General features: G+C 56.8%; 5 protein-coding genes and 1 pseudogene. 1 reads left to right on the top strand and 5 read right to left on the bottom strand.

The window, feature by feature from the left end; translation table 11 throughout:
- A partial coding sequence (locus tag L692_RS0103100) for a YifB family Mg chelatase-like AAA ATPase (RefSeq protein ID WP_025697112.1) occupies positions 1–1418 on the top strand: 1418 nt, incomplete at its 5' end.
- A 147-nt stretch (positions 1419–1565) separates the two neighbouring features.
- Here L692_RS0103100 and L692_RS0103095 read toward each other — a convergent pair.
- The 5 genes and pseudogenes from L692_RS0103095 to L692_RS32345 all read right to left on the bottom strand — a co-directional run.
- Positions 1566–2099 carry a metallophosphoesterase gene (locus L692_RS0103095; RefSeq protein ID WP_025697110.1) on the bottom strand — a complete coding sequence of 178 codons (534 nt, stop codon included), beginning with the start codon at positions 2097–2099 and terminating at the stop codon, positions 1566–1568.
- A gap of 184 nt (positions 2100–2283) precedes the next feature.
- Entirely contained in the window at positions 2284–2691 is a 408-nt protein-coding gene (locus L692_RS0103090; protein ID WP_025697108.1) for a hypothetical protein, read from the bottom strand.
- Positions 2692–2873: 182 nt separating this feature from the next.
- Complete coding sequence (locus tag L692_RS0103085; RefSeq protein WP_036721696.1) at positions 2874–3239, bottom strand: YraN family protein; 366 nt, start codon at positions 3237–3239, stop codon at positions 2874–2876.
- A 53-nt stretch (positions 3240–3292) separates the two neighbouring features.
- Positions 3293–3595 (bottom strand): EscU/YscU/HrcU family type III secretion system export apparatus switch protein, encoded by a 303-nt coding sequence (locus L692_RS0103080; protein WP_025697104.1) that lies wholly within the window; start codon positions 3593–3595, stop codon positions 3293–3295.
- Positions 3592–4039 (bottom strand): annotated as a pseudogene (locus tag L692_RS32345) (DNA ligase); the annotation flags it as partial. The gene L692_RS0103080 and the pseudogene L692_RS32345, both read right to left, overlap by 4 nt.

Below are 4039 nucleotides of genomic sequence, written 5' to 3'. Positions count from 1 at the left end.
AGCTCGCGCTTGACGGCAGCCTCCGTCCGGTAACCGGCGTGCTGCCGATGATTGAAGCAGCCCGCAAGGCCGGTTTCAAGGCGGTGCTGCTGCCGCGCGGCAATGCGGCGGAAGCGGCTCTGATCGGCGGCATGCAGGTCTATGCCGTCGATCATTTACGGGATCTGCGGGGACCGGAGTCGCCAGCCTCGCCCATTGCAAACAGGACAGAAGAACGCAGCGGCTCCTGTGAACCAACCGAAGCGGCAGGTTCAGCGGCTTCACAGGCGGCGGACGACGCGGACGGGCTGGATGCAGGAATAAACGGCCTACCGTTCCCGGTAACGACGAGCAGCGGCCCAACAAGCCCGGCCCAGCCTGTGATGGCGCTGTCGCTGGAGCATCTTCGTTATACCGCTCCCGCCAGCTTCCCCTCCGCCTCCGAACCGGCCGAGGCCATGCGGGAGGACTACAGCGATGTGCTGGGCCAGCATCATGTCAAGCGGGCGCTGACCATCGCCGCCGCCGGGATGCATAACATTCTGCTTATTGGCCCGCCCGGCACGGGCAAGACGATGATGATCAAGCGGCTGCCCGGGATTCTGCCGTCCCTGACAGACACCGAAGCGCTGGAGGTCACTCAAATATTCAGCGCCGCAGGCAAGCTGAAGAACGCTCACCGGGGACTCATCCGGGAACGACCCTTCCGCTCGCCCCACCATACGATCTCCGGGGCGGGGCTGATTGGCGGCGGCAGCGTTCCGAAGCCGGGCGAGGTCAGCCTGGCGCACCGGGGCATACTGTTCCTCGACGAGATGCCTGAATTTACCCGCAGTGTGCTGGAGGTCCTTCGCCAGCCGCTGGAGGACCATGTCGTAACGCTCAGCCGGGCAAGGGCAACTTTTACTTATCCGGCGAGATTCATGCTCGCCGGTTCAATGAATCCGTGCCACTGCGGATTTCTGGGAAGCGGGCACCCCCAGCAGCGCTGCACCTGCAGCGCCTCGCGCATCGCCCAGTACCGCAGCCGGATCTCCGGGCCGCTGCTGGACCGCATCGACCTTCAGGTGGATGTTCCAAGACCCAGAGAATGGGATGCCAATGCCCAGAGCGCCGGACTGTCGACGGCGGAAATGCGCTCCAGCGTAGCCGCTGCCCAGGCGCTCCAGGCGGAGCGCTACCGCGATCTGCCCATTTCCTGGAACAGCGAGCTTTACGGCACAACCCTGCGCCGTTACGCCGATCCCGGTCCCGAGGGCGCCCGCATGCTGCACTCGCTGCTGGAGAGCCTGGGGCTCAGCATGCGATCTTACGACCGCATACTGAAGCTGTCCCGCACCATCGCCGATCTGGAGGGAGCGGACCGGATTTCATCCGCGCATATTGCAGAGGCGCTTCAGTACCGCAACCTGGATAAGCCGCCGATGGAGGAGGGGTAGAGGCAGGCATTTGGCCCAGCATGCCATCACCTAATGTTTTCGCCTAATATTATAGAAGAAAAAAAATGACGAAATGCGTGAGCCGCCCGCGATAAAGGGCATTTGAAAGGATTCATCAAAGGGCAAACGCTGTAAAGGCTAAGGGAGTCAGCCTTCCGCCGATGAATCCCGATCCGCTTCTTGCCGCGAGGCCAGGATATTCATGATGTCTTCGAACGACACCGGCTTATAGTCCCAGTGTTCCACGCAAACGTTGAAGTGATTAATCCCTTCATATTTTTGGCCATGGATATGACCGTGTATATTGACGTAAGGCATATGCCGGTTCATGTACAAGGGCTCGTGGGTAAGCAGAAAAAATTCCTTATAAATAATGCCGTTCCCGCTCACTTCCTGAAACCCGGCATCCAGCCACCAGCTGCGGGAACGGCTGCGGTCATGGTTGCCCAGAATCAGCGTCTTATAGCCGTTCAGCCTGTGCAATATACGGCTTGTCCCTTCCCGGTTCAGGAAAGAAAAATCGCCCAAATGAAATACCTGGTCCTCTTTCCCCACGGTTTCATTCCAGCTCGCAATCATCGACTCATTCATCTGCTCCACATCCCCGAACGGCCGGGATTCGTAATCAATAATGGCTGCATGGCCAAAATGATGATCCGACGTAAAAAAGACTTTTGCCATTTCTCCCTCTCCTCTGCATCTGGAAATTCATATGTATTTGGACTAATGAATCAGCGGTTTTCTTCATGCATGGCAAACAGGCCCCGTACGCGACTCTTGCCAGTACCGCCCGAAGCCCGGATGCGCTTTCCGCTTATCCCTTATGTCTGCAGTTGTAAGCACGAAGCCGCCGCTTGCCGCCGACTCATAAATTTCGTTTATGCAGCCGCAAGTTGTCCGATGATTGCATCAGTTCGGCAAGAACCGGCGTGCCCTCATTCTCGATCAGCCAGCGCCTCATCGCCTTAATGGCCTCCACCTGTCCGTCTCCCTTATCCCGCCATGTCAGCAATTCAATCACGTTGATAATGAGCATCATCAAGCTAGCATTGCTGCTCTGCGACTTGTCCGCGCGGATTTTTTGGAACAGCGCTTCATTTTCCCAATCCAGTAATATTTCTTCCGCAATCGCCGGCCTCATGACGGTAAAAGTCTGATGGCAAGAGCCGCAGTTGATGATCGTAACCGGCTCTGTATTAAATACAACTCCAATTTCCTGCCCGCAATGTTGGCATACAAATTTCACATGTATATCATACGGTTGTTGTTTCACTCGGACAGCCTCCTCTTGGTTGTAATAACGGTTACACTAATGTATACCCATTTTCATTCGGAACTGACCCATGCAACCGGCCTTTCAAAGCTCTAATTCCTTGGTCATCCAGCCTGCGCTGCGCAAAAGTCATAATCGGGCATTCGGCAGACATTTGCACTTTTGCGCATCTCTCGAATAGCTTAGAACGCATCGCAAATATGATTGAGCGAAGCAATGCTTAAATCCCGGTTCAGCATGACGGTAATGACGTCAAAAGACACAGGACGTTCGCCTTGACCGTTGATATGCAAGTAGACGCCGGCGGTTCGCCTCACCTGGTCCATCTTGGGAGCGTCTACCGATTCCTCCGGCGTTCCCTGCGTCAGATGTCCGCTTCGACTGCGCACCTCGATAAAGATGAGACAGCCGCCCTTCTCGGCGACGATGTCGATCTCCCCCGTCCGGCAGCGCCAGTTGCGCTCCACAATGGCATAGCCTTTGGCGCCAAGGTAGAGCGCGGCGGCTTCTTCGGCGGCTCTGCCTTTTTGCTTGCGGCTGTAATGCATTTGTTCGCCCTTGGCGTAATTCTCCGCCCTCCCGCCCATCTCATGCCATTCGTTCATTCCACTCCCCGGGTTCCGGCGGCGGCATCGCTGCGGTAGACATAGCTTAAGATTTCAGCTACCAGCTGATATAATTCCGGAGGGATTTGCTGGTCGAGATCGAGCTTGGACAGCACCTCAACCAATGCGGCATCCTCCTGAACGGCAACTCCGTTCTCCTTGGCCTTCTCCAATATAGCTTCTGCAATGTATCCATTTCCCTTGGCGACAACGACCGGAGCTTCGGTCTTCCCCGGGACGTATTTGAGCGCCACCGCTTTTTTCATGCTGTTTAAGAATTCCCCGGAAGGATCTTTCATATGCGGTAATCCACTCCTTTGTAAGTATCGGGAACGTAATCGGCAGGACCTCCCGGTGCCTTGGCAGCCGCCTCCGTATTGTGAACGGGAATCGGCTCCGCCTTGAAAGAGGACAGCTGATAGCCGATTCCCTCCAGTGCGGACTTGATCTCATCCTTCGACGACTCAAGCAGCTCCTGCGCCCATGGCTCGTTATTGTGCAGCTTCAGGCTGACAATCCGGTCAAAGACCTGCACATCGACAAGCGTCTGACCCAGAGCCTTCATGTTCAGATCGAACCACAGCCGGCAGTTTGAAGCGTCAAGCTCTCCCTTATGCCCCCGCCGCGACTGGATGTGGACGGAGGCGGTCTCCTCCCCGTCCGGCCCCTTAAGCGGCAGAAACAGCGTGACCTGCGCAAACGGCGCCGTGCGGTCCGTGTTCAGCAGCAGCTGCTGGCCGGTC

This window comes from Paenibacillus forsythiae T98 (genome assembly GCF_000520735.1).
Taxonomy (GTDB): domain Bacteria; phylum Bacillota; class Bacilli; order Paenibacillales; family Paenibacillaceae; genus Paenibacillus_AQ; species Paenibacillus_AQ forsythiae.
The sequence above is the reverse complement of the archived record's forward strand: the minus strand, read 5'-3'. Positions and strand labels throughout refer to the sequence as shown.

Bases quoted from the DNA above. Each gene is read 5' to 3' on its own strand.
- L692_RS0103095 (WP_025697110.1), bottom strand. From the start codon at position 2,099: ATGGCAAAAGTCTTTTTTACGTCGGATCATCATTTTGGCCATGCAGCC.
- L692_RS0103085 (WP_036721696.1), bottom strand. From the start codon at position 3,239: ATGCATTACAGCCGCAAGCAAAAAGGCAGAGCCGCCGAAGAAGCCGCC.
- L692_RS0103080 (WP_025697104.1), bottom strand. From the start codon at position 3,595: ATGAAAGATCCTTCCGGGGAATTCTTAAACAGCATGAAAAAAGCGGTG.